Annotated in this window: 15 protein-coding genes, 1 tRNA gene and 2 pseudogenes; 8 read left to right on the top strand and 10 right to left on the bottom strand. The window is 36.5% G+C overall.

Annotated elements, in window-relative coordinates; genetic code table 11:
* Positions 1-17 precede the first annotated feature (17 nt).
* The 4 genes from D2C72_06510 to recG all read right to left on the bottom strand — a co-directional run bounded on the left by D2C72_06510 (position 18) and on the right by recG (position 9,160).
* Positions 18-2,159: a hypothetical protein gene (locus tag D2C72_06510; protein QEF43903.1), complete on the bottom strand. Its 2,142-nt coding sequence runs from the start codon at positions 2,157-2,159 to the stop codon at positions 18-20.
* A gap of 133 nt (positions 2,160-2,292) precedes the next feature.
* The gene (locus D2C72_06505) at positions 2,293-5,202 is read right to left on the bottom strand and encodes a DEAD/DEAH box helicase (protein ID QEF43902.1); all 2,910 of its coding nucleotides are present in this window, start codon (positions 5,200-5,202) and stop codon (positions 2,293-2,295) included.
* Positions 5,203-5,204: 2 nt separating this feature from the next.
* Positions 5,205-7,253, bottom strand: coding sequence for a site-specific DNA-methyltransferase (locus D2C72_06500; GenBank protein QEF43901.1), 2,049 nt, complete (start codon positions 7,251-7,253; stop codon positions 5,205-5,207).
* A 41-nt stretch (positions 7,254-7,294) separates the two neighbouring features.
* Positions 7,295-9,160 (bottom strand): ATP-dependent DNA helicase RecG, encoded by a 1,866-nt coding sequence (gene recG, locus D2C72_06495; GenBank protein QEF43900.1) that lies wholly within the window; start codon positions 9,158-9,160, stop codon positions 7,295-7,297.
* An 81-nt stretch (positions 9,161-9,241) separates the two neighbouring features.
* Between recG and D2C72_06490 the strand changes: the two genes are divergently transcribed.
* On the top strand, positions 9,242-9,598 hold the full coding sequence (locus tag D2C72_06490) for a hypothetical protein (protein ID QEF43899.1): 357 nt from the start codon (positions 9,242-9,244) through the stop codon (positions 9,596-9,598).
* 3 nt (positions 9,599-9,601) lie between these two features.
* On the top strand, positions 9,602-10,237 hold the full coding sequence (locus tag D2C72_06485) for an outer membrane protein (GenBank protein ID QEF43898.1): 636 nt from the start codon (positions 9,602-9,604) through the stop codon (positions 10,235-10,237).
* On the opposite strand, the gene D2C72_06480 is transcribed toward D2C72_06485, so the two are convergent.
* Complete coding sequence (locus D2C72_06480) at positions 10,234-10,986, bottom strand: exodeoxyribonuclease III (protein QEF43897.1); 753 nt, start codon at positions 10,984-10,986, stop codon at positions 10,234-10,236. The genes D2C72_06485 and D2C72_06480 overlap by 4 nt on opposite strands.
* 99 nt (positions 10,987-11,085) lie before the next feature.
* Between D2C72_06480 and D2C72_06475 the strand changes: the two genes are divergently transcribed.
* Positions 11,086-11,161: transfer RNA gene (locus D2C72_06475), tRNA-Phe, on the top strand.
* A 2-nt stretch (positions 11,162-11,163) separates the two neighbouring features.
* On the opposite strand, the gene D2C72_06470 is transcribed toward D2C72_06475, so the two are convergent.
* Together D2C72_06470 and dnaA are read right to left on the bottom strand one after the other, a co-directional pair.
* Complete coding sequence (locus tag D2C72_06470) at positions 11,164-12,597, bottom strand: competence protein (GenBank protein QEF43896.1); 1,434 nt, start codon at positions 12,595-12,597, stop codon at positions 11,164-11,166.
* 227 nt (positions 12,598-12,824) lie between these two features.
* The gene (gene dnaA / locus D2C72_06465; protein QEF43895.1) at positions 12,825-14,198 is read right to left on the bottom strand and encodes a chromosomal replication initiator protein DnaA; all 1,374 of its coding nucleotides are present in this window, start codon (positions 14,196-14,198) and stop codon (positions 12,825-12,827) included.
* A 152-nt stretch (positions 14,199-14,350) separates the two neighbouring features.
* Here dnaA and D2C72_06460 point away from each other — a divergent pair, with 152 nt between their 5' ends.
* Genes D2C72_06460 through D2C72_06445 form a run of 4 tightly spaced genes read left to right on the top strand, consistent with a single transcriptional unit; the run spans position 14,351 to position 17,611 of the window.
* The gene (locus D2C72_06460; GenBank protein QEF43894.1) at positions 14,351-14,893 is read left to right on the top strand and encodes a purine-nucleoside phosphorylase; all 543 of its coding nucleotides are present in this window, start codon (positions 14,351-14,353) and stop codon (positions 14,891-14,893) included.
* Positions 14,894-14,927: 34 nt separating this feature from the next.
* Positions 14,928-15,167, top strand: coding sequence for a DUF2443 domain-containing protein (locus D2C72_06455; GenBank protein QEF43893.1), 240 nt, complete (start codon positions 14,928-14,930; stop codon positions 15,165-15,167).
* Complete coding sequence (gene glmS, locus D2C72_06450; protein ID QEF43892.1) at positions 15,168-16,961, top strand: glutamine--fructose-6-phosphate transaminase (isomerizing); 1,794 nt, start codon at positions 15,168-15,170, stop codon at positions 16,959-16,961. It abuts the gene before it with no gap.
* A 23-nt stretch (positions 16,962-16,984) separates the two neighbouring features.
* On the top strand, positions 16,985-17,611 hold the full coding sequence (locus D2C72_06445; GenBank protein QEF43891.1) for an FAD-dependent thymidylate synthase: 627 nt from the start codon (positions 16,985-16,987) through the stop codon (positions 17,609-17,611).
* Positions 17,612-17,644: 33 nt separating this feature from the next.
* Here D2C72_06445 and D2C72_06440 read toward each other — a convergent pair.
* Together D2C72_06440 and mobC are read right to left on the bottom strand one after the other, a co-directional pair.
* Positions 17,645-18,042: pseudogene (locus D2C72_06440) on the bottom strand (cag pathogenicity island protein).
* A gap of 202 nt (positions 18,043-18,244) precedes the next feature.
* The gene (gene mobC, locus D2C72_06435) at positions 18,245-18,508 is read right to left on the bottom strand and encodes a plasmid mobilization relaxosome protein MobC (protein ID QEF44199.1); all 264 of its coding nucleotides are present in this window, start codon (positions 18,506-18,508) and stop codon (positions 18,245-18,247) included.
* Positions 18,509-18,664: 156 nt separating this feature from the next.
* Between mobC and D2C72_06430 the strand changes: the two are divergent.
* Positions 18,665-18,944, top strand: a pseudogene (locus D2C72_06430) (hypothetical protein).
* Positions 18,945-18,978: 34 nt separating this feature from the next.
* On the opposite strand, the gene D2C72_06425 reads toward D2C72_06430, so the two are convergent.
* Complete coding sequence (locus tag D2C72_06425; GenBank protein QEF43890.1) at positions 18,979-21,225, bottom strand: outer membrane beta-barrel protein; 2,247 nt, start codon at positions 21,223-21,225, stop codon at positions 18,979-18,981.
* Positions 21,226-21,395 lie beyond the last annotated feature (170 nt).

The raw sequence follows: 21,395 nt of genomic DNA, 5'->3' as shown, positions 1-21,395 counted from the left end.
TTGTTGATAATCCTTGTTTAATTTAAATTTTTGACTTCCTCAAAACATGTATATAAATGATCAAGGGGTGTGTCTAAAATGGGTTCAAACATGAAAGAGTTAATGTGAATATTTTCAGGAGTAATCATTAAAACCTTTTGTATAACCCTTTTTTCATCATCAGATAGTTCTTTTTTAGTGACATCATATAACTCCCTTGTTTGATTGTTCATCGATTCGAATTCTTGATTTAGTTTATTTAACATCCATTCTTCAGCTTTTAATCTGATCGCCATTGAAAGAATAATCTTATTTTGTAGTTCAATATGATTACGATTTTTATCGTTATAAATTTCTTCTGCAATATCATAAATTGCTTGAAAATATAATTTTGAGTTATCTTCTTCAATTTTTTTCTTTTTTCGCTCTGTGCCAAAGACGCTGTCAAAAATCTTTGAAATTTCTTGAATTTGAATATTTTTTGTATCTTCTTTCATGTGTAAGCAACTTGTAAGTTTTATATAATTGTTGTCTTTGTCTGCTTGAAAGTTTGTGTATTCAATTAAATTTCTCACAAAAGGTATCAGTGTGAAAAAGTCTTTATCTTTTTCTGAGTCTCTAATATATTTAATAAAACTCTTCAAATACCCACCATTTTCAAAAATTATTTCTCTAGCATCATTTTTGCGGATCATTTTAATCTGTTCTCTAGGAATACTCAAACGGCTTTCTAGGGTGCGATAAAAATCAAAATTATGTGTCATCACAAGCAATTTAAATTGTCTGCATTCTTGCAAATCCTTAAGATACTCAATAATTGCATACTTATTTCTATAATCAAAAGAGTCTGAAATATCATCAAAAACTAAGAGTTGGACTTCGTCGCTTCTTTTTCTAGCCTCAATTTCAAACAAGATTTGTAAGATATATAACGCTCTCTTTTCTCCTCCGCTTAAATGTTTTTGCAAATCTTCTTTTTGAACATTCATATCCTGATTGTCATCAGAAAATATAAATCTAAATTGCGCGGTGTCTTTATTCAATAAAATATCTTTTTGATTTTGAAGCTCCACTTTAAAGGGAACAAGAAATCTTTGATTAAAAATTTCAATGACAGATTCCCATTCTTTCTGGTCTTTGTTAGCCTGTTTTATAATTTCTTCTATTTTAGGCTTTTTCTCTCTATAAAGATTAACCAAACTTTTAACATTTTGAATAACTTGTTTAAGATAGCTAAACAACACCTTTTTTCTAAAAGAATCATAATCTAAAAGTTCTGTCAATAATGTATTATCCTTACTGATAGCATCTTTAAAGGCTTTAAGTTCCTTATTAGCATTTATGACTTTTTCAATCTTATCAAAGCTCTCTTTAAGCTTCTCATCATTGACAATTCTATTTTTTTCATTTTCAAAAATATCTGACAATTTTTGATAATTCGTAATTTCCTCTCCAGCAATTTTCAAACTATGGTTAGCTTTAAAAAACCTGTTATTTTCTAGAGCTTTTTTAAGATCATCAGCATGGTTTGTTCCAAAATCCCCACTATTCATATGTTTAAAAATCTTAGATTGAGACAATAACTCTTGATATTTATTAAAATATTGCTCAATCAAATCACGATTCTTATTGACAAAGTCTTTCACTTTTTCTGATTTATCAAATATATCATGATATTTAAAAGAATAGTGTTCTTCGCTGTTTTCTATTTCGGTCAAATGATTATCTAAAATTTCATAAAAATTTTTATTTTTAATGGTTTCAATTTCTTTTTCATAATTAAAACCGCTTTTAAGACTTTTTAAAAGTGCCTTCTTTTCTTTTTCTAATTCTGAAAGAATATTATCATATAGTTGTTTGAGTTCTGATTTTGCCATAAAAGTTGTAACGCTGTCTTCAGAGCTAAATTCTTCATCATAAGAATGAAAAACAGCAACATTTTCTTTTAATATTTTCTCACCATTAAATTCAATCTCTATTTTACTTTTACGATTAGGATAAAAATTATCTTTTGGCATTTCGTTATTTATCAAATCGGTCAGGCTTTTTGCAAATGAAGTTTTAAAAACCCCATTTTGAGCATATAAAAGATAGCTGTTTGATTTTGAAAAATCTAAAGATGTTTTTTGTATCTTTCCTATCCCATAACAATTCTCTATATTGATAATTTTTAACCCCATTGACTACTCCTTAGTAAATTTAATCAAACCTTATCGTATTCATTTCAATAAGACCTTTTTAAAGATTAAGTTTAAATTGATTCAAATTGAAATTGTTCCATGTGAAACATTAGAGTAATTGAGCTTATTAACTCTAATCTTTACGATTTAAAACCTCATTAATCAATGCACTTAATTGATCTTTTCCCATTTTGGTTTGGTATTCAATATTCACGCCTTGCTTTTTTAAAGCTTCAAAAAATTTCTTAGCGGTTGAAATTTTCCGCTCTTCTTCAGGGCGTAATTCGCTTTTTTTATCAACCCCCTTAGTTTCTACCACTAACAACACTTTTTTATCGTTATTTTCAACCACATACCCAAAATCAGGGCTATAAGTTTGATTTAACCCTATCGGGATTTTAACCCTAGGGAGCTTGCCAAAAACAATGATTTTGGTGTCGTTAGATTCTTCAATCGTGTCTTTTTCAATCTCGCTATCCACTTGCATGAAATTTTCATACAGACATTTTTCTCGCACGCTTGAATTTTTAATCTCATATTTATCCGCCCCCAAACTCCCGTCTAAAAACTCTCTGATTTCTCCCTTTTCATCATAAAACGCATCGTTTTTTCTGTTTTTAATCGTCGTTTCGCGCATTTGATAGAAAATTTTATCTTCAATATTTTGATAAATGATTTCCAAAAACAGATCTTCTAAGCGCTTTAAACCCTCTTGTTTGTTTTTTTTAATTTCATTAAACTTGTTTTCATCAATGTTTTCTAACACTTTAGCCACGCTTTTAAAACTCAATTTCACCTTATTAGACAAGGCGCTGATAAATTCATGCAGACTCCACACGCATGCGCTTTCTCGCTCAAACTCCTTTTTTGTGGCGTTATTTCCCATCGTTTCTACTTTTTTATGCATCGTAACCGAAACGCTTTTTGAACTGACCTTAAAAGAAGCATTGATCTTTTTGACAATCTCATCAATCAAACTCTCGCTATCAATGGCATAAGCGATCCTAGCTTGATGATTCAAACCCGCCCATAAGGTTTCAAATTTTTTAAAATTTTCTTTATTGATTTTGATTTTTTCAGTTTTTCGCTCGTTTTTGTTCCTAACTCTAAAATGGCCAATTAAACGATTTTTTAAAAAATCTTTTAATTTTTCAAAATCCAAGTATGTTTCATCTTTTAAATTTTCTAGTTCCGGTGCTTTTTCTAAAAATTCGTTTTGATTGAGGGTGAGTTTAAAGTTTTCATCATCTGTTCTTTCTCCAAAACCCAAACCCTCCAACTTTTCAAATAAAGCCCCGTAATACCCTTTTTTAACCATGCCGCTTTTTTCTAGCTCTCCCCCACTGAATGCTTGTTTGATCAAGCTGTGTTCGCTTATCTCTTGCTGGATCGCTCCCACAAAATCCCCCTCCACTTGCGGCACGATCACGACTAATTCATTGACACAATCAAAATCCGCATGCTCTTTAGTGATGCGTTCGCCCTTATCATTCACAGCGAGCCTTAACCCCCTACCGATTTGTTGCAATTTAGTGATATTGGAATGGCTGGGGGCTAATTTGCAAATCGTCATCACGTTAGGGTTATCCCACCCCTCTCGCAACGCCCATTGCGAAAAAATAAACCTGAGATCGGAATCAAAACTCAGCAATTTTTCCTTTTCTTTTAAAATGAGTTCGATCGTTTTAGTTTCATCGCCCTCTTTCTTGCTTTTAGCGAAATACCCTCCATGCACTTTTTGAATAGCGTCTTTGGTGCGCTCTAAATACGCTCTATAATTTTCGTCTAAAGGCTTTTTTAAGACTTCTTCAAGCTCTTGTTGGTAAAGTTTTTCAAACAAAAGGGCTAATTTAGCCGGCTTTTCATTTTCGCTTAAATAGCTATTCACCCCGCTAATAAACACCATGCACAAGGCTTTAATCCCCTTTTTAAAAAGCCCTTCTTCTCTTTCAAAATGGCTTTTTATCGCCTCTTTCAGCATCACTTCTTGCTCGCCCTCTACAAAATAAGAAAAAGGCTCTTTTTGATCCAGCAACAAATTAACGCCATTGAGAAAACGAATCTCATTTTTAGTGATGTTTTCTACAATGTAATCTTCTAAAGCGCTGATATGAGTTAGCGCGCCTAAATTATCATGCGTTTTGACTTTGACGCTTTGAGTTTTATTTTCTAAATTCGTGTAATTGATCGTCGCTTCATTTTGTTTTTTGTTAGTCTCTTTAAGCTCTAAAAAATACTCATCACTCTCCCCCACAGACGCCACGCTAATGCTTTTCACTAGCCCATTATCAAACGCTTTTTTGCTGTCTAGCGCGTAAATCAAATTATGATAATCATCTTTAAAAGTCGCCCCAAACCTGAGCGTGATTAAAGCGTTTAATTGTTCCAAATATTTTTTTGTTTTATCGCCTAAAAATCGGTGCGGTTCGTCTAAGATCACGATAGGGCGGATACTGGCTAAAGCTTGCATGTAACTTTTTGCGCCATTGAACAGATTCGTGTTTTCTAAGCATGATTGATTGATAGTGTTTTTCTCTTTATTAAAGGCAGAAAAAGTCATCACCAACACACAGCATTTATGGTTGCTCGCTAGAATGAATCTTTCTGCATTTTCATAGCTTTCTAAATGCGTGTTAGAATATTCGCTTTTAAAAAATTCTCTTGTGATTTCAACACTCTTTAAAACCCCTAATTTAATGGCGTTGCTTGGCACTAAAACGATAAATTTTGACAAATGGTAGTTTTGGTGCAAGGCATAAACGCATTCCAAAAAGCAAAAGGTCTTCCCGGTGCCTGTTTCCATTAAAATATCGCAGTTTAACGACTTGTCAATCCCCACGCTTTTCTGGGTTATTTTTTGCTCTGATTGCAAGTTTTGGATATTTTCTAATAAAAGATCTTTGAGTTCCCCTATTTCAAAAACAGGGTTAGAAATCCTTTGAGCGTCATTTTTTGGCTCTCTCAAATAAATCCCCTTAAACACCCCTAAAATTTGATTCAAGCATTTTTCTTGATAATCCAATCGTTTGAATTTGATTTTCATCTCTACCCCCTAATCTTTAAATCGCCGCTCTCTAACTTCAGATCCAACAAATTACTGCCCAATTCCAAACACAGCCTATCGTTACTGATAGCTGGCATATACACGCTAATTTTTTCCACCCCTTTATCTTTCAAGTTTTCTAAAACTTCGCTCATTTCTATATCCCCCACAATGAAAGCCGTATTTTGAGCCAGATACAAGGCGTTTTCAATCAAGCAAGTTATAGGGGTGGTTAGCTCTAAATTCTCGCAGCATAAAAGATTGGTTAAAATCGTTTGAGTTTCTCTTTTTTTTGGGTTAGAATAAGCGAATAAATCCTTTTGATTGGTTTCATTGAGATTTTTATCGTTCGCATGCGTTTCATCATCAACGATTTCAAACGCTCTAAACCCCACGTCTAAATTGGGGCAAGCTTCTTTGATTTTAGCCCCCGCTCTTTTAATCCTTTCCTCGGTGATGTCAAAAATGCTCGGCGAGGTGGATTTTAGGGTGTTCAAACAAAAATCATGCGCGCTTTTGTTTTTCTTGGGATCAATTTTTTCATCTAACTGGACGAGAATGAAGCGCCTTTCTTTAAATGCGGCGTTCAAGCCATTAAATACCCCCCCCCCCTCACTTAATTTTTGATAATCGCTCTTATTACTCTCCAACACGGCATGCGCGGTTGTCCCGCTCCCGGCAAAAAAATCTAAGATGATGTCGCCCTCATTGGTGGATAATTCAATCAGTCGACTAATGAGTTTTGTAGGTTTAGGGTTATTGAAAATCTTTTGATTAAAAAGATCATTAACTTCTTTTGTCCCATTACCACCGCCGATATTTTCTATCACATTTCTTGCGGGCGATGACTTGTCTAAAATAGCATAAAATTCGCCGTTTTCATTTTGTTTGACTTGGTTTTTATCTAAAAATTCTTTTTTACAAATTACATATTCATTTCTACTATTTTTTTTAATAGAAATAATATTTTTATTACTATTAAAAGTATCCAACGCCCAAGTCCAACACCCAAGTCCAACACCCTTTTTTGGAGGTCTTATAATTTCATAACCTTGTTTTAATAAGTCTTGTCTATCACTATAAACTAAATTTTCATCATTACTACTTTTTGCTAATTCTTTATCATAATCATCTACACCTAAAAAATCTAGCGTTTTAGGATTATAGTAAATACTATAACCTAAATTTGCTCGTGCGTTTAAAGTCCCTCCAGCTCCGCCTGTTGTAAGCCCAGCCCCTTCATAATAGTATTTATCATTTTCACAAAATACTTTGACTTCTTTTTTTGAAGTCATGCGATTAAGACTGAGCGCTTCAACATGCTTTGCATAAACAAGAATATTTTCGTAATTGTTTTGAAAATATTGGGCATCATTTTGTGCGTTACCTTTAAGCCAAGTCAAAGATGATAAAAAATTCCCCTCCCCAAAAATTTCATCGCATAAAAGTTTGAGTTGGGCGGCTTCGTTATCGTCAATAGAAATGAAAATCACGCCGTCTTGTTTGAGCAAATCTTTAGCGAGCAACAATCTAGGATACATGAAACTAAGCCACCCGCTATGGCATTTTGACCCAAAAAGATTCTTGATATAATCCAGCTTTTCTTTAGAATAATCCAATGTTTTTAAAATCTCTTCATTGGATTGCGAGAAATCATCGCCATAGATAAAATTCTCATTTTTAGTGTTGTAAGGCGGATCAATGTAAATCATTTTGATTTTTTCACTATAACTTTGTCTTAAGATTTTGAGAGCGTCTAAATTATCGCCCTTGATGAGAATGTGCTTGCTAGTGGATTCGTTTAAGGGCTTTAAAATCTTATTATTTTTCTTAAAAGCTTGATTTAAGGCGATTTTCTTACCCACAAAATCCAACCCATAGCCCTCTTCTTTTATCTCGCTAAAATCCCCTAGTAACGCTTTTAATCTTTTCACATCTAGCGTGAGCTTGTTATCATTTTCCACACTCAAGCAACCGGGAAAATAACGATTAAAAACCTCTAAATTTTTTTCCTTAACGCTTTTTTCTCCACAAATTTCTTTATTTTGCATCTCTATCCTTTTTTAAATGATTTAAATTACCCAATTCCACCTTAATTTTCAAATGTTCCCCGTGAAACGCTTCTCAAAAAATCCCGTTTCACTTCAGCGATAATGTTTTCATCTTTGGCTAAGTCAATGTATTCAAAACTATTCCCGCTCTGTTCCCCGCCCTGGAGTAAGTCCCCGCTTTTTCTGTATTCTAAATCCAATTCAGCGATTTTAAAGCCGTCCAATTCGTCAGCAAATTTTTCTAATCGTTCGTTTTCTTCTTGGATCGTGCATAAAAAACAATAGCCTTTCAAGCCGTTACGAGATACGCGCCCCCTTAACTGGTGCAAAGTCGCTAAGCCTAACCTTTCAGGCGCTAAAATCACCATCACGCTCAATCGTGGTAAAGAAATGCCCACCTCAATGAGCGTAGTCGCTAAAAGAATGCTCCCTAACTCTCTAAATTCTTCAATCACTTCTTCTTTATTTTTATCTTGCCCTGAAGTGGTATAAACGTTTTTAAAGCGTTTTTGCCAAAAACTCGCCCCCTCATTGAGCGATAAATACGGGATTTTTTCGCTTTCATTCACCAGCGGATAAACGACAATGACTTGGTGGTTTTTAGCGATTTCTTCGCTGATTTTTTCCATCACTATTTTAAAATCTCTTTTATGCAAAACTAAAGTTTCAATTTCTTTAGGATAAGGGATTTCTCTAATCATGGTCGTTTTCACAAACGCGCTTTTGGCTAAAGCCAGAGTGCGAGGAATGGGGGTAGCGGAAAATTGCAAAGAATGGGGTTTATTGCCCTTACTGCTCGCCATTTTTTCTAATTGGTAGCGCTGCTTGGTGCCAAATCTATGCTGTTCATCAGTGATTACTAGTGCGAATTCATTCAAATCGCGCTTATCAAATAATAAAGCTTGCGTGCCTATAACCACATGCGTGATTTTTTCAAACAAATGATTGGATCGCTTCTTGCGGCTCCCGCCAAGCAGTAATTCCACTTCAAAATAAGGGGGTAAAAATTTTAAAGCTTCGTTATAAAGCTGTTTAGCGAGAATGGAAGTGGGCGCCATTAAAAGGGTTTTATTAGGGTAAGCTAATACCATGCTCGCTAAAATCACCATCGTTTTCCCGCACCCCACATCGCCTATAATCAAACGCTTGCACGCTATGGGGCTGGTGAGATCGTTTTGGATTTCTTTAATGGCGTTTTGTTGATCGTGCGTGAGTTTAAAGGGTAAAGAAGCGATGAAATTATCCAAGCGTTCGCTGTTATTGGGGCATGCGATTTTAGCACTGAATTGCAATTTTTTGTGCTCTAAATTTTTCATATAAAAAAGCATTTCAATGTATTTTAATGCATTTAAATGTTGTGAAGGGAAATTTTTATTCGTTTCAAAATCCTTGACAAAATGCGGCGTGGGGAAAAAGATTTCTAACAACAAACGCGCGATATTTTCTTTAACGCCTTCCTTTTTTAAATTTTCTAATGAAATGAGTTTTTGTAAATTTTCTTGTATTTTTTTATGATTTTTAACTTTTTTAAAAATTAAAGAAATTTTTCCAAATTCGGTAAGGATTTTAGGCGTGTTAATGATATAAGCTTGATTAAAAGAGCTTTGCTCTAATTTACCATAAATAAACAAACTCTCGCCGGTTTTAAATTGGTTATAATGGAACATGCTGTAATTGAAAAAAACAAGCTCTAAATTTTTGTAAAATCGTTTGGAATAGGCAAAAATCTTTAAAACTTTGGCGTAGTTTCTTTTCTCTAAAATACCCACTTCTAAAACGCCGCTCAAGCCCGTTTCAAAACGCTCTAATAAATTCAAATCTTTATAGCCTTTGGGCGTATAAACAAGCAAAGCTTCTAAAAGCGATTTCACATTCAATGTTTTTAATAAATCATCTGTTTCTTGCAATTTGTTCTTACCCTAGCCAATCCTTAATCATTTTTATGATAAGATAGTCAAATTATACATTGACTTAAGGAAATTTAATTGATGAAATCTAAAATCACTCATTTTATCGCTATCTCTTTTGTTTTAAGCCTGTTTATTGCATGTAAAGATGAAGTTAAAAAATCGTCCCAATCGCACCAAAACAACACTAAAACCACCAAAACGATGCAAAACAATCCAATCAATCAAGCGAATAAGGATATAAAAAAAATTGAACATGAAGAAGAAGATGAAAAAGTCACCAAAGAAGTGAATGATCTGATCAATAACGAAAATAAAATTGATGAAATCAATAATGAAGAAAACGCTGATCCTTCGCAAAAAAGAACGAACAACGTTTTGCAACGAGCCACTAACCACCAAGACAATCTCAACTCCCCACTCAACAGGAAGTATTAAAGTGTGAAATTTTTTTCAAAGGATTTATTTAAAAAAGTAACCCCTTTATTTTTAAGCGTTTGTTTTTTAAGTCCTACCCTTACGCAAGCCAAAAGCCGTTTTTATGTGGCTTCTCAATATCAGGTAGGCAAAATGATCATGAAAAAATACAACGATCTCAAACGCACGATTGAAGGGGCGAGCTTTTCTTTAGGCTGGGAGATTAACCCCACTAATTACTGGTTTTATTCGCGCTATTACTTTTTTATGGATTACGGGAATGTCATTCTCAATAAAAGAACGGGCGCTCAAGCGAACATGTTCACTTACGGCTTTGGAGGGGATTTGATCGTGGAATACAATAAAAACCCCTTGTATGTTTTTTCCCTTTTTTATGGCATGCAAGTTGCCGAAAACACATGGACGATTTCCAAACACAGCGCGAATTTTATCATTGACGATTGGCGTAGCATTCAAGGGTTTTCGCTCAAAACTTCCAATTTCAGAATGTTGGGTTTAGTGGGGTTTAAATTCCAAACCGTGCTATTCAACCATGACGCTAGTATTGAAGTGGGGATCAAATGGCCTTTTGCTTTTGAATACGACTCACCCTTTGTAAGGCTTTTTTCTGTCTTTATTTCGCACACTTTCTACCTTTAAACTAATTCCAACCCCACCGGGCAATGATCGCTCCCTAAAATATCTTTATAGATTAAAGCGTCTTTTAAGCGCGTTTTTAAAGGATTAGAGCATAGAAAATAATCAATGCGCCAACCAATGTCTTTATCCCTCGCTTGTTGCATGTAACTCCACCAGGTGTAAGCCTTTTCTTTGTTAGGGTAAAAATAACGGAAAGTGTCAATAAAACCGGCGTTCAAAAGCTCGCTGAATTTCCCTCTCTCTTCATCGCTAAATCCCGCATTTTTTCGGTTTGTTTTAGGGTTTTCTAAATCAATTTCATTGTGAGCCACATTCAAATCCCCGCACACAATGACAGGTTTTTTTAACTCTAAAGCTTTTAAAAATTTTCTAAATTCCACTTCCCAACTCATGCGATAACTAAGCCTAGATAGGGCTTGTTGGGAATTAGGGACATAAACATTCACTAAATAAAACGACTCAAATTCGCAAGTTACCACGCGCCCTTCTTTGTCATGCTCTTCTATATTGATACCATAGCTCACGCTTAAAGGCTCTTTTTTAGTGAAAGTTACCACCCCAGAATAGCCCTTTTTAATCGCGCAATTCCAAAAATCAAAATACCCTTTAAATTCAAAGGTGTTTTGTTCTTGCTGCATTTTAGATTCTTGAATGCAAAAAATATCCGCATCAACGCTATTGAAAAAATCCATAAAGCCCTTAGTCATGCAAGCTCTTAATCCGTTCACATTCCATGAAATCAATTTCATTGTAATCCTTGTTCCCTTTTGAGTAAATTATATTTTTTAGTCATTTTTTAAAAATTAAGCTTTATTTTACCTTTTTTATGTAATAATTGTCTTTTGCTTGGCTTGATAGCTCAGTCGGTAGAGCAGAAGACTGAAAATCTTCGTGTCGGTGGTTCGATTCCGCCTCAAGCCACCATCTCAAACTTCATTGAATAAATAATTCCCCTTTTTGACACAAACAACACGAGAGTTTTCAATACTCAAAGGCGTGCTTTTGGCTCGTGGTTGCTCTTCTATTTCTAAAACCATGCACACCCCTTCTTTAAAGCGCACATGGTTTTTAACCCATTCTTTGTATTCACTGCTTTCTTTGACTATATCGTTTAAATAATGTCCCTCATACACTTCCACAAATTCCATGAACTTTTCATTCAAATTCAATTCATTGCGCGTTATTTCGCTTTTTCGTGTGGAAGAATAAGCTAGTTCGCTGGTTTCATAGAAAGTCGGCTCTACTTGATCGTCTTGTTTGGGGCGCTCATAAATAGCTTTCACTAATTGCGTGGTGATTTCATACTCGCTCTCCCACGCTTGTTTTAAGGGCTCTTCTATCAGATAGCATTGCCTAGTCGTGCCGTCTTTTCGTGTTCTGGCCCTTTTGCATTTTTCTGTAGAGCTTCTAGCTTGGAGGATGGTAAAATTGTTTTTAGCTTCAAAAGTTTGCGGCTCTTCTAAAGGCTCTGTTTTATGGACAGAGATTTTAGTATAGGGGGTAGTGATTTTACCGCTTTTATTTTCAGCGTTGCTGTAGTCGCAAGGGGTAATGTCTGTCGCAGTCTGTTTGTCTTCATCAACGCGTTTTAAAATGCTTGGGCGATAGGCTTGTAAATTTTCATCATCATAGACCCACTTCCCGCATGCAAATTCTCTAACATTAGGATCTCTAATGGCTTGTTTTTCCGCATTATCCCTATTCTCATTGCTTTCATTGTGTTCATTAATATCAGCGTTAGGGGTGTTGTTAGGGAGCGTTTTTTCAGTGGGTGGCGTTACAAAAAAGTTGTTTTCTTGATCTTCTGAAGAATGCTTTAAAGGGGGTTTAGTGTCGTTTGTTGGCGTTTTAACTTCATTAGTAGGGCTTATTTTATTAGAAGTGGCTAAAGGCTGTAAAAGGCTGTTTTTAGGGTTTTTAGAGCCTAGTTTGGACTCTGGGTAAGGAAAGTTTTGAGGAGATTGTTGCGATGAAGTGGGTTTGTTTTGTGGTTTTTGTATGGGTGCGTTTAAAGAAGGCATTTGGTGCGACTCTTTCAATTCTTTTGAGGAAAAGACAATTTGGGTGTTTCTGGGGATAGTAGGGCGGTTAGGGTTTAAGGTCGTTTCTAAAGAAAGTTTTTCATCAAGGGGTTGATAGACAATTGCAGTGGATATGTGGGTGATAGTGAGCGTGAGTTTTTTGTGTGGGGAGATATTATAAACGCCTAAAACTTGTCTTGGTTCTTTAGAATCAAGGACTTTAGCCTTAAAAGTGCCTTTATGCGGCGAAGTTTTGATCTCTTCTAAAAGCTCGATCACAAGGGCTTGAAGAGGATTAGAGAAAGTCAGAAAGAAAGACAGACAAAGGGTTTTTTTCATGCTTGTTCCTTTTTATTTTGGATTTTTGGATTATATCTTAAAAAAAGGTTTAGTAAAAGTCATCAATAAGTTATAGATAGGTAACACTTTAATTAATATAATTAGTAACAGTAGTAGGGGCGTGAATGGATGGAATGAAAAATTAAAAAGCTTTAGAGACGCACGTTTTTAGGGGGGTTGTGGGATGTAAAAAAAAGTGAATGAAACGCTTTTTGATAAGCCTTTTTTCATTCACTCAAATTGAAAGCGGTTTTTTTGTCGTTCAATTCGTTCAGGCGGTTTTTGATTTCTTCTCTAAGGCTTAAAATAAAAGGGCTTTTTTCTTCTTCAAGCATTTTTTTAACGCTAGAATACATTTTAGAAATGCTTGAATGATCCTTTAAATCCAAAAATTGAGCGAGCGAAAGCGTGGGGTTAGGGGTATAAAGCCTGGCGAAATACACGACTAATTTTCTCGCCAAAGCGACATTTTTTTGGCGCGAAGAGACTTTGATTTCACTGGATTTGAGATTTAAGCTTTGCGCGACAGCGAGTAAGATATTTTCCAAGCTTGAGCCTTCAGCATGATCTTTTTGCAAATCTTCTAAAACGGTTTTAGCGAGGTTCAAATCAATGGGAGCGTTCATTAAGTTCGCGTTCACGCTGATTTTAATGATCGCGCCTTCCATTTGGCGGATATTGTCGCTGATGTGTTGGGCGATGTATTCCATCACTTCTTCAGGCAAAGTGATTTGATTGAGTTGGCATTTTTGTTTGACAATGGAAAGTTTGGTTTCTAAATCAGGGGGCATGACTTTAGCGGTTATCCCCCATTCAAAGCGCGATTTTAAGCGATCTTCTAAGCCAGCGATGTTTTTAGGCGATCGGTCTGAAATCAATACGATTTGTTTGCTGTTGGCGTGTAATTCGTTAAAGGTGTGGAAAAATTCTTCTTCTAGTTTGGGTTTTCCTTGCAAAAATTGAGCGTCATCTAACAAGAAAAAGTCGCAATGGCGGTATTTTGCTTTAAAAGAATCCATGGTTTTGTTGTCTAAATGCTTTAAAAAGTCTGTCAAAAAATCTTCTGAAGTGACTAACACGACTTTTTTATGCTTTTCTAGGGCATGGTTACCGATAGCGTTTAAAATGTGCGTTTTGCCTAACCCTGTGCCGCCATAAAAAAGCACCGGGTTATAAGGGGGCGTATCGCTTTGGGCGACTTTTTTAGCGATTTCATAAACGGTGTTATTGCATGAGCCTACGACAAAATTTTCAAAAGTGTAAGAGTCTTTGACGCTCGTTTTTATGGCTTTGTAATTGATACTAGGTTGAGCGTTAATTTGGATTTTAGGCGCCACTTCAATACGCACATCCACGCTATGGGCTAAATGCATGCCGACTTTATTCTGGCTTAAAATTTCTTTAAGCAACGCGCCGTATTTAGCCGTAATCGTGGTGCATAAGACCCTATTAGGGGCATAAAAAAAGGCAATATCGCTCTTGCTCGCGTTAGGGTTGTATTTGAGTTGGCTAAAGTAATTTTCATACTCTATGAGGCTAACTTTAGGATTTTGTTTGACTAGCGCCAAGATTTCTTTTTCAATATTGTTGTTGGTATCCATGGCGTTATTATAGCGTGAATAAGTGGTGAATGAAAAAGGAATAACATGTGAATGAAATGTGAATGAAGCCCTAAAATTAAGGTGTTTCTTTTAAGGGTTTGTCTATAATGCTTGCTTTATAATAAGCTAATGGATGCGAAAAAAGGATTTTCATGCTGCTTTGCGCGGGAAGGAATGAGACTTTAAAAAAAGCGGCGCCTATTGGTGTGGGTTTGATAGAGAGCGCGATTAATTTAACGAGGATATGTTTAAAAAACCCTGATACAGAAAGCCTTATTTTTATAGGGAGCGCGGGGAGTTATAGCCCAGAAACGGAGCTTTTGAGCGTGTTTGAAAGCGTTTGCGGCTATCAAATTGAAGAGAGTTTTAGCCATTTAAACAGCTACACGCCTTTAGATAATTTCATTCACATAGAAACTAAAGAGCAGGCTCTTTTTGAAAGGGTGCGTGTGAATAGCAGTAACTACATCCACACCGGCGAAATGTTTGCTAAAAAAATGGCTCAAAAGGGCGTTTTATTAGAAAACATGGAGTTTTTTAGCGTCTTAAGCGTGGCTAAAATTTTTTCTTTAAAGGCTAAAGGGATTTTTTGCGTGAGTAACCATGCAGGACTTAATGCGCATCAGCAATTTAAAGAAAACCATGCCAAAGTCAAACAGATTTTAGAAAACATCATTGATAATTTAATAGTTTAGCTATCATGGAGCATTCTAAATTAAAGGCGATCACATGTTTGAAAAAATACGCAAGATTTTAGCGGATATTGAAGATTCGCAAAATGAAATTGAAATGCTTTTAAAATTAGCGAATTTGAGTTTGGGGGATTTCATTGAGATTAAAAGAGGGAGCATGGACATGCCAAAGGGCGTGAATGAAGCGTTTTTTACGCAATTAAGCGAAGAAGTGGAGCGATTGAAGGAGCTTATCAACGCTTTAAATAAGATCAAAAAAGGGTTATTGGTGTTTTAAATGTGCGGGATTGTAGGTTATATAGGGGATAGCGAGAAAAAATCCATTCTTTTAGAGGGATTAAAGGAATTGGAATACAGAGGTTATGACAGTGCGGGTTTAGCCGTATTGAGCGGCAATCGTTTGGAAGTGTTTAAAACTCAAGGGAAATTAGAAAACCTTAAATCAGAGCTTAAAAATAAAGAGTTTTTGGATTTTGGCGTGAGTATCGCTCACACCAGATGGGCCACGCATGGCAAGCCAAGCAGCGCAAACGCCCACCCGCATTTTACAGAAAATTTAGCTTTAGTGCATAATGGCATCATTGAAAATCACGCGAGTTTGAAAAAAGAATTGGAAAATAAAGGGCATGCGTTTTTAAGCCAAACGGACACGGAAGTCATTGCGCATTTATTAGAAGAAACGCTTAAAAGCGAGAGCGATTTATTGAAAGCTTTTGAAAAAAGCATCAGCCTTTTAAAAGGGAGTTATGCGATTTTAATGCTCCATAAAAGGGCTAAAGAGAGCTTGTTTTACGCTAAATCTTCTTCGCCTTTAGTTGTGGGTAAGGGCAAAGAGGGGGTGTTTTTTGCGTCCAGTTTGAGCGTGTTAGCCCCTAAAGTGGATCAATTTGTCATTTTAGAAGAAAACAGCGTGGGGCAGATTTCTTTAGAAAATTTTAAAGATTTAAAACACATTGAAAACATGAAAGATTACGCTTTTGAGGATAAGGATTATTCTAAAGGCAATTTTAGGAATTATTTAGAAAAAGAGATTTATGAGCAGCACAGCAGTTTGTTAGAGTGTTTAGAGGGGCGCTTGGAAGCCTTGAGTGTGTATTGTGAGATCGATCCTGAATTTTTAGAGAATGTGAATGAAATCACGCTGTGTTCTTGCGGGAGCAGTTACCATGCGAGTTTAGCGAGCGTGTATTTGTTTGAAAGATTAGCCAAAATAAGAGCGAGGGCCATTTTAGCGAGCGAATACCGCTACGCCCATTTTAAAAGCAACCCTAACGAGCTTTTTATAGCGATTTCTCAAAGCGGGGAAACCGCTGACACTTTGGAGGCGCTAAAATTAGCCAAAGCCCAAGGGCTTAAAACCATTAGTTTGTGTAACGCCCCTTTTAGCATGATGAGCCGCATTAGTGATCACACGCTTTTAATTAGAGCGGGGGTGGAGCGGAGCGTGGCATCCACTAAGGCGTTTTCTTCACAAGTGATGCTTTTATGGCTTTTGAGCGTGTATATAGGCAAACAATTAGGGACCATCTCTAAAGAAGAAGAAAGAATCCAAGCCAAAAACATGCTCAATAGCGTGAAGGCGATGAAAGTAGAGTCTAAATTGCATGAAAAGATCAAGCGCTTATCCAAACGCTACTTGCATGGGCATGGCTTTTTTTATATCGGGCGCGATGTGTTTTACCCGCTCGCTTTAGAAGGGGCGTTGAAACTTAAAGAAATCAGTTACTTGCACGCTGAGGGGTATGCGAGCGCGGAGATGAAGCATGGGCCTATTGCGTTAGTGGATTCCAATCTTTTTACCATTGCTTTATTGTCTAAGCATCTGTTATTTGATAAAACCAAAAGCAATATTGAAGAATTGAGCGCTAGGGATTCTACGATTTGCGTGTTAAGCTCTGAAATTTTAGAGATCGCTGATGATTTTATCCAATTAGAAGAGAGCGAAAGTTATATGGAAGAATTTTTCCGCATGAATTTAGCGATGCAGCTTTTAGCTTTAGAAATCGCTATGCGTTTGAACCACGATGTGGATCACCCAAGAAACTTGGCTAAAAGCGTTACCGTGGAATAAAAAGCGATATTAGGAGTCAAATAATGGAAGTGATTTGCAAGCATTACACCCCTTTAGACATTGCGAGCCAAGCGATCCGCACTTGCTGGCAGAGTTTTGAATACAGCGATAATGGAGGCTGTAAGGATAAGGAACTCATCCACAGGGTGGGGAATATTTTCAGGCATTCTTCCACTTTAGAGCACCTTTATTACAATTTTGAAATCAAGGGTTTGAGCAGGGGGGCGTTGCAAGAATTGAGCCGGCATCGAATAGCGAGCTTGAGCGTGAAATCAAGCCGTTACACTTTAAGGGAATTGAAAGAAGTGGAGAGCTTTTTACCCCTTAATGAAACGAATTTAGAAAGAGCTAAAGAGTTTTTAGTTTTTGTAGATGATGAAAAAGTGAATGCAATGAGCGTTTTAGCTTTGGAAAATCTCAGGGTTTTATTGAGCGAGCATAACATTAAAAACGATTTAGCCAAATACGCCATGCCTGAAAGCTATAAAACGCATTTAGCCTATAGCATTAACGCTAGGAGTCTGCAAAATTTATTGACTTTAAGAAGCAGTAATAAAGCCTTAAAAGAAATGCAAGATTTAGCCAAAGCCTTATTTGACGCTTTACCTGGCGAGCATCAGTATTTGTTTGAAGATTGTTTGAAGCATTAGTTTTAAACAATACCGCTTAATAACGCTCACTCTTTAATGTTTTAAAAACGCCTTGTTTTTGATTAGATGAGATTTTAAGGGGGTTTGTTGTAGGATTTCATCACGCCCCATAGTTACGATATGGGGCAAATCTGTTCTTAAAAGGGTTTATCATGAAAAGAAAACATGATAAAAACTCTTGGTTAGTATTATACATTAAAATCTCTTTTAAGGGGTTTAAAGTGGTCTTTTCTATAGAAAAGTAATTTTATTAGCCAAAGTTCCCCTGAGTTTAAAAGCTTAGGGGTTTCCTTTTCAAGCGGGTTTGTCCTTGACTTTTGGGGCGTTTTATAGGCTTCTAAGCTATTTTTATCTAAAATCTCTTTCCTCAAGTTTTTGGGGAGGTTTTTGACACATTCTTTTCTGTCGGCTTCAGTTTTGGCATTTTTCAAACAATCTAGAGCCTGTTGTTCCAAAAGTTTCCTAGCTTCAGGCGTGAGCAGTTTCTCATATGGCTCTAAGAGATAGCTTGGCAAAAAACACATTCCATTAGACACTTTTGCGATCATTTTGGAAGCAAACGACAATGCTTAATCTTTACATTGCAGAAAAAGCTAGCATGGGTCGTCTGATCGCTAGCGCGCTTTCAAATGATTACAACGCTCCTTGATTAGTGTTGAGACATTTAGCGATTTGGTTTAAATTGTTTCCCCACTTAGCTAATTCAATAACTAGTTCTTTATTAGCAATCGCTTTTTGTTTTTTAGATTTTGTTGGAGTTTGTGAGTTTTGAATTAAAAGAGAGTTTAAAACTAATTGCGAAAAGTTTAAATTTTTTTCTTGCATTTGAGTTTGGATAGTTTGCCATTGTTTTTGAGATAACCTAAGGCTTTTAATGATTTGTTTGTTTGTATCCACTTGCTTTTTCATTTGATTTTTAGGGGGTCAAGGGGGCTTGCCCCATTGCAAGAATAAGCGGTATTTATAGCCGCCGTTATTTGTGGTTACCCATTTTATTGTGGTTAAGTTTGGATATAATGGGGTTATTATGATTGATTGAGTTAAGGAGATAAGATATTAAAAAATGTAGAAATGGGGGCTAATTTTTATAAAAAGCTTGGCAAATTAGAAAAACAATTAGCTAAATATCAAAGTAAAGTTTTAGAAATTAAAACACAAATGAAAGAGATTAAAAGCAATATTCTCAAGCTAAGAAAGAGGAGAATTTAGCTAATAAATATATTCCTAATGATGAGTTAAAAAAGATTTATTAGATATTGATAATCCTAATACGACTGAAAACTTTAAGCCTAAGAATGCTAGTGAAATTTGGCAATTCGCTCTTAATTCTTAGGAGTCAATAGAGAGTTAAAGAATATTTTTAACCCCTAGAAAATCCACCCGTAATTAAAAAACACTTTAAAATGACTGCCCCCTTCATTCAGGGTGATAGAATTGGTGGTTGCGCCATCGCTAGAAACGACTCTAGATTTCAACTGGACCAAAGGAACGCTAATGCCTATAGAATATTTAGAATGCTTGTAGCGGTAATTCAACCCACCGGTTACATTTAAATTACCGCTCCCTTTGTATTGATTCAACAAATAATAGCTGTTGTATAAGCCCCTTAACCCCCCAAACACCCCAAGAGAGGAAGTGAAAACTTTCTTGGTTAGATTGTTTTTAGGGTTCTTTTCGTTAGTGTAATTGGTGATGAAATCAAATAACACATCCATCCCCACACCATAGCTTAATTGCTGGATTTTTTCGTTGTTGGCTTGAGCGTAGTTGTATTTGATAATACCATAAGAAGACAACCCTAGGTAATCATTAAAATATTTTTGATAGCCCATTTTAAGATTAACGCCTAATAGGGGGGCTCCAAAGGGCCGTGAGGTTTTTGAAGTGCGGTAGGTAGTGGTGCTAGATTTAGTAGATGAAAGGCTTTGACTGATCGCGCTAAGCATAGTGGTCGCAAAATCTTGCGTGTTCAAACTAGCGTTCAAATAGTTGGTTTGGCTGCTCAAATTAGTGTAATCCACCGGTAGAGCGTTTTGATCAATGAGTTGCTGCCAAACCGCACTGGTAACGCCTATAAGCCCGGCGGGGACTTGAGAGCAATCAGTATAAATGGAATTGGGGTAACTGCTAGGGAAAGCGGGCTGACCTTGGCCGCCAAAACGAGAACACACATCATAGAAAGAGCCATCGGTGTCTCGCACTTCATGCCCGTTGTCAAACACTTGCACTTCTTTCCCATCCATTTGCTCTATCTTCCCGCCCTGACAGCGCTCTTCTGGCCCACTTCCTTCTTGACACATGCGCACCCTTTGATAAGTCATGTTCCCGTTATGCGTATAGCCTAAAGTATGGCCGTATTCATGGATGATGTCTCTTAATTGCATGATGGCGACTTTATTCAATTCTTTGCCAAACAGTATTTCAGGGTCTAAGAAAGGGGACAATATCCCTAAAGCGCCAAAATTGGTGCCATCATCGCCCGGACCATTCGGGCCGCCATATTGAGACCCTAACCCTAAATCCCCTCCTCTTGGGGGCAAGAGATTCACATAAAGATTATTCGTAACTCTATAGCTATAGATAACATCTTGCGGCGTTAATATCACTGAGCCTGTTTGCCCGTTTTCTATATTGTATTCATCTCCAGCGTTTTTAGCGATCAATTTAGGATCAACAAGCCCATCGTTGTAAGGATTCACGCATGTAGAATAATTAGAATAACATGGCTTTGACAGGTTGTTATCGCTAAACTGAAAGGGGGCGTTTTTAACGGCATCTTCCCAAGATTTAGAATCAAACACCGCCATCATGTTCAGCATTAAATTGGTCAAATTCTTGGCGTCTTGAGAGGTGAAAGGCGGCACTTTAGCCGTGCAGTTTTCTTGATTTTCGTATGGAGGGCATGGGGGTTTAGAACCAGTGCCGTTACCGCTAGAAAATTGGTTGTAATTGATATAAGTCATTTGAAGATTGGTTGTAACCTTGCTGAGCTTATCAAACAGATTCTGCGTGCTGGAATCAGAAAATTTTGTGGTGGCAGTTTGGAGCTGTTGGAAGCCATCAGCGTTAAGTTGCGGATCGTCAAACAAGCTTGCGGGCAGAATGATTTGAGATTGTTTAGGGATAGTCTCTATCACGCCCAAACTGACTACATTGCCTTGATTGTCTGTATAACTCAGCTCAATGTTGTTTAAGTTATAAGGCAAGAAGTTTTGTATCATAATCAAGCTGCTATTACCATAGCCTGCTTCTTCAGCGCTTTCTTGGTTGTAAGCGGTTACATACACAGGGTTTAAAGAATAAAAGGTTAAGTTGGTGATATTGTCCTCTGCAAACAACTCAGTCGCATTCTTTAAAACGGTGCTTTGGGAGATGTAGTATTTCCCATAGGTGCTTTGAGGGGTAATGGGTTTGGGCTTAGGTTTGGGTTTTGGTTTGGGTTTTTCTTGAGTGGTGGCTATGGTTTGTTCTTGGGTTTGTGTGCCTTGTAACAGCCCGGTTTCAAACCCGGCTTCTATGAAAAAGCCGTCTTTTTGGTGTTTTTGAAAGGCTTCTACAGCGGTGAATGATCCGATTAGGGACAAACAAATCGTTTTACTAACGAGTTTTAACATAAAATCTCCTTAATTGTCTTTTTTAACATTTTTACTCAAAAATAGCTTATAGGTATGTATACATTTTAAACTAGCTTATTTTACCCCTTTTTGAAAAATGGCAGTATGGTTTTTTGTAAATATGGATATTAAACCGCACTAATGGGTAAAAAGTCTTAAAAAGCAGCGCT

Origin of the sequence: Helicobacter pylori, assembly GCA_008032955.1 — a bacterium.
GTDB lineage: Bacteria > Campylobacterota > Campylobacteria > Campylobacterales > Helicobacteraceae > Helicobacter > Helicobacter pylori_DC.
Note: the sequence above shows the minus strand (reverse complement) of the source record. Positions and strands in the feature narration are given on the sequence as shown.